The organism is Aporhodopirellula sallentina SM41, assembly GCF_000346505.1.
Lineage (GTDB): Bacteria > Planctomycetota > Planctomycetia > Pirellulales > Pirellulaceae > Rhodopirellula > Rhodopirellula sallentina.
This window is the reverse complement of the sequence record NZ_ANOH01000303.1, coordinates 1-4157: the sequence shown is the minus strand read 5'-3', so window position 1 is coordinate 4157 and position 4157 is coordinate 1. Positions and strand designations below refer to the sequence as shown.

Sequence of the window (4157 nt, the reverse complement as noted above, 5' to 3'; positions counted from 1 at the left end):
GTTCGAGCAAGAAGCGGTCTCGGCCTTCTGCGCTGTGTGTCCCCTTGAGCCGCAGGTCCGCGTCGAGCAGCCAACCAAGTAGTTGAATCGCTCGGGGGCGGCCCATGCTCTGCAACTGTTTCTTGGCTGATTGAATTTCGGCCGGCCGGCGGATACCGGCGAGTGAGAGAATGTCTTCGAACTGCCACGGACGTCCGCTGCGTTCACGGTGTTCGATGATGGTGGTGGCCATCCCGAGGCGTCGTAGCGACCAGGAGATCTGCGGCAACAGCGCGATCGCTTTCTGGCCACCGGTAAACAGTTTGTCGAGTTGTTTGAGAGCTTCAGCGGCATCGCCACTCGCGATCGCATCGGTAATTTGCCAAACGGTTTTCCCTTGCCAACCGGCGACAACGTCACGCACGAGGGGCTCTTCGATTTTGCCGCCAACGTCGACATAGAGGGCGAGTTTGGCAACTTCCGTGTCGAGCATCCCGATCTCTTCGCCGAGCATTTCGATCAACGCGTCTGCGGCGCCGGCGGCGAGTTTGACTTGGTGTCGCGAGGCGATGTATCCGGTCAGGAACTTTCGCCGCGTTGCCGCAGTGACGCCTTGTTTGGTGTCGGTGTAGTTCCCGCAGTAGACCAGCAGGTGATCTTTGTTGGCCGCTTTGTAGAGACGCGTGTTGCTCGCGAGCGATTCGAGTTCGATGGCGAATCGAGTGCTGTCGCCCGGCGCGGCAACATACTTTTCCAGTTCCGTGCGATGGTTGGAGACAAACTTGTCTGCCGACCGGACCGCGAGGGTGCGTTTGTCCCCGGCGTCGAAATCGAACAGCGACGCGGTCGCGAGGTCGTCCTTGAGGTCTTTCCAGCGAGTCGTTTCGCCGTCGAATTGGGTCCAGTCGCCGTCCCCGACGAGCGTTTCGATGGCCCATCGGCGGAGCGTGGCGTCGTTTCCGTAGATGATCGCGAGCGAATCGCCCGCCTTCGTGGGCGTCGTGCCCGCGACGTATTCAAAAGCGTGTTGTTTCGGCATCCCTGTTAGATACCACGTTCCTTCGCGAACGAATAGATGCGGTATTTTTCCTGGTCCTGGACTTCTTCTTGGACCTGCAGGCCGCCGTATTCATCGAAGATCAGGACCATGCCGGGTTCGGTCAGTTCATCGTCCTCGACGATCGAGAGCGGGTTGCCTCCCTCGAGATCGATCACCGTTGATGTCGACAGCACCTCGGCCTCTTCTACCTTTTTGATTTGAAGGTTGAGAGGATCGATGATGTCGGCGGTGCCTTTGTAACTGAGCGACGAGCCTTCGGTTCGGCCGTTGAGCCAGAGAGGCATCGGTGCCGCGTAGGTGGCGTTATGGGCAAAGTTCAACAGGTCGACTTTGGGTGGTGCCTTGAAGTAATCGACTTTCTTTCCTGCAACGCTAAACGTCCGCGGGCGTACCGGTTCGACCGGGCCGGCGTACAGGTTGCTCAGTGTGGGCAGTTCGGCGGGTGGGCTCGCTTCGCTCCATGGGCTCCATCGTTGGAAGTCACGCTTCTTCGTTTCTTCGGCCTTGAGCATCAAACCTTGCACGCGAGCGTACACGTCCGCGCCGAGCGTTGCACTCTTGGGCTGCTGCAGCGGGTTGGCGGGGAAGTTCGGGTCTTGGACCGCGTAACGGATTCGATAGACATACTTTTGACCCGGCAGTGGGCTGAGTTTGTCACCACGTCGGGCAAAGTCATAGAACCGCATGAGTTTGTATTCGACCGGGTTTTCGTCGAGCGTTTGGAGGCCGGCGGCAACGCCCATTCCCATGCTCATCCCCATGTCCATATCCATGCTCATGTCCATCATGGAGTAATCCATCCCCATGTCGCCCATTCCCGTCATCGCTCCGGTCGCATTGGGGTCAGCGAGTGTCATTTCGTCGGGGTTGATTTCCTCGACCTGCTGCGACTCCTCATAAAGAATCTTGTCTTCGATCTCGCGACGCGATTCCATTGGGATCAATGGGTGTAAGGCAAAGTCCGAATAGTCACTCAGCAGGATTGGTGGGATGTAGCCGGTGACGTTCAGGTCGCGGTAGTCAATCGGCACCAATTCTGGAGCGTAACCCGCCCAGACGAACGCGGCGCGTTTCAGGTCGCTTTCCCGCGAACCGATCAGAACCCAGTCTTCCTCGACGAGTTCATCGACCGATTTTTTGGTGACGTTGGCGCGTTGGATCTCGTAGTTGAAGTAGAACGGCTGGTCACGTTGTGGCAGGAATCCATCTGCGTCGAACAGAGCCGCCTTGTACGATTCGGCGATTTCTTTGTGAGGGATGACTGCGGTGCCGGCGATAAACCATGCACTCTGAGGCACCGGTTGTTTGCCCTCTCGCATCGACATGCCACCGGACGAAGAGTTGGCCCGATAGCCAAAGTTGTATTCCGGTGCGAGGCTGCGGGTTGGTCCCATGACACCGGTGCCCATCATGTCGGGGCCCATCATGCCCGGCCCCATCATTCCGGGGTCCATTCCCGGACCCATCATGCCGGGGTCCATCATGCCAGGGTCCATGCCCATCATTTCCATTTCCATCTCGGCCATGTCATCCATGCCCATGCCACGTCGGGAACGTGATTTTTTGGGTTTGGGTTTTTTCTTCTTCTCGACCATCTCCAACTTCTCGGCCGGTTCGAGATCTTTCGCACGGTAGTTTCCGTTGCTCGACAACACCGCGTAGGACTCGATATGACCGCTGGTACGCAACGCACGTGGTGGCAGTAGGGTTGGATCTTGACGTCGTGTTGATTCGCTCAGCGGGATCGGGATCCAGGTCTTGTCCGGATTGTAGGTTTCATAGGCGACATACTCGTTCTTCTTCGCGAGTTCCGCATCGATATCAAAAGTCGGCTCGCGATCGGGGATGATCTGTTCGCTGTGATCGTCGTCGATACTGGCGCGAACCTGTTTCGCTTCGCTAACGAGTGTGTCCGGGTCTTGTTCTTCGGTCATGTCCGGCATACTCAGCCCGCCGTACACCATCCATGCAGACGCCAAGACGACCAGCCCGACGACCATCTTCTCGCCGTGGTGGATGAAAAAGTCTTTGATCTTGTCGGTATCCATGGGGTTCTCCTACGGAGAGTTCTGCTGTGTAGCGATGAGAAGAGTGAGGAGGCGGCAGGTGATGCCGCGAATTGTGCGGGGCGAGGCTAAACACGCCAGGCGTGTTGATGCGAATCAGTTTGCGGCGAGGGGTTGGTCCGCCGCACCTCCTGGTTGTACCGGATTGTCACCGGGTTGGCCAGGATTTTCACCGCCAGGAACGGGTGTCTCGGGCGCGTCGGCAGGTGCCGTTTCGGGTGTCGCCGTTGGTTCGCCTGCCGGTGGTTGGGCGGGTGCCGATGTTTCAGGTGCGGGCAATGCCGAGTCGGGAGCCGCGACGTTGCCGGCTGCTTTTTCGTTCTCGACCTTTTCCGCCATCGTTTCGCCGTCGATGACTGTTTCGGACGTGATTTGATCGACGCCGAGTTTGTCTTTTTGTGGCGGGTTATAGATGTGAATCAGACCATATACCTCGACGGTGACATCGAGGGGGAAGCGTTCTGAGGATGGGTCGGAGGCCATCGCACCCATTCCCGGTCCCATGCCGGGGCCCATGTCCATTCCCATATCCATTCCCATGTCCATCCCCATATCCGAGTCGGTGCCGCTGCGAGCCGCCGCACCGGGGCCACCCAAGATACGAGTCTGGACGACCTGAACCATCAGAGGAGCACTGCCACAAGCGGCGAGCAATTCGGGGATTGCGCGTTGATCGATGACGACCGACATCATCACGGGAACCCGTTTGGCAACCTTCAGCGGCGCGTCCGAAGGCGATTCGCTTTCGAAGGCCGACCGAAGCTGCGACCCGGTGATGGGTTCGTATTCGGGATCGACGTAACGGTTATCGGCGGGGTCGATCTCGGACATGCCGTCCATGCCCATGCCCATTCCCATATCCATGTCCATCCCCATATCCATGCCCATGTCCATCCCCATATCCATGCCATCCATTCCCATTCCGTCCATTCCCATGCCCATGCCGCCGATGCCGGGCGACGCGAGGCTGCCGGCAACGAACCGCACTTTGCTGCCCATCGACAGTTTGATGATTTCGCGGATTTGAGCTTCGAACGGCTGTTTGGCTCCGT

2 protein-coding genes and 1 pseudogene are annotated in these 4157 nt (G+C 58.4%); all 3 read right to left on the bottom strand.

Going from position 1 to position 4157, the window contains the following annotated elements; genetic code table 11:
* On the bottom strand, nt 1-1018 hold a 1018-nt coding region (gene holA, locus RSSM_RS20385; RefSeq protein ID WP_008683160.1), incomplete at its 3' end, for a DNA polymerase III subunit delta.
* Nucleotides 1019-1023: 5 nt separating this feature from the next.
* The gene (locus RSSM_RS20380; RefSeq protein ID WP_008683159.1) at nt 1024-3087 is read right to left on the bottom strand and encodes a hypothetical protein; all 2064 of its coding nucleotides are present in this window, start codon (nt 3085-3087) and stop codon (nt 1024-1026) included.
* Between the two features lie 114 nt (nt 3088-3201).
* Nucleotides 3202-4157: pseudogene (locus RSSM_RS20375) on the bottom strand (hypothetical protein); the annotation flags it as partial.

What these genes read in the sequence shown, in the direction of transcription:
- RSSM_RS20380 (WP_008683159.1), bottom strand. Translation starts at nt 3,087, where the DNA reads ATGGATACCGACAAGATCAAAGACTTTTTCATCCACCACGGCGAGAAG.